Annotated in this window: 1 protein-coding gene; it reads left to right on the top strand. The window is 71.6% G+C overall.

Translation table 11 applies throughout. The features are described 5' to 3' along the window. Positions 1–30: 30 nt before the first annotated feature. A partial coding sequence (locus G5C51_RS42350; protein WP_165246273.1) for a DNA-formamidopyrimidine glycosylase family protein occupies positions 31–669 on the top strand: 639 nt, incomplete at its 3' end.

The raw sequence follows: 669 nt of genomic DNA, 5'->3' as shown, positions 1-669 counted from the left end.
GGTGGGAAGAACCCCAGGCAAAATGGACCCGTGCCCGAAGGAGACACCGTCTACCGCGCCGCAAGCCGCCTGCACGAGGCCCTGGCGAGCCGCAGGCTGTCACGCTGCGACCTCCGCGTCCCCAAGCTCGCCACCACCGACCTCACCGGCCGTCTCATCATCGAGACGGCCGCTCGCGGCAAGCATCTCCTCACCCGCGTCGAAGGCGGCCTCACCCTCCACTCCCACCTCCGCATGGACGGCGCCTGGCACATCTACGCCGACGGCGACCGCTGGCGCGGCGGCCCGGGCCACCAGATCCGCGCCATCCTCGGCGTCGAAGGCCACACCGCCGTCGGCTACCGCCTCCCGGTCCTTGAGCTCCTCCGCACCGCCGACGAGGACCAGGCGGTCGGCCACCTGGGCCCCGACCTCCTCGGCCCGGACTGGGACCCGGCCGAAGCCGAACGCCGCCTCCTCGGCCAACCCGACCGCCCGCTCGGCGAAGCCCTCCTCGACCAGCGCAACCTCGCCGGCATCGGGAACGTATACAAATCCGAGCTCTGCTTCATCATCCAGACGAGCCCTTACGCCCCCGTCACCGCCGTCCCGGACCCCACCCGCCTCATCGCCCTCGCGAAGAAGCTCCTGGAAGCCAACAAGGACCGCCCCGCCCGCATCACCACCCCC

The sequence above is a fragment of the Streptomyces coryli genome (genome assembly GCF_011044975.1).
In the GTDB taxonomy this organism is placed as follows: domain Bacteria; phylum Actinomycetota; class Actinomycetes; order Streptomycetales; family Streptomycetaceae; genus Streptomyces; species Streptomyces coryli.
Note: the sequence above shows the minus strand (reverse complement) of the source record. Positions and strands in the feature narration are given on the sequence as shown.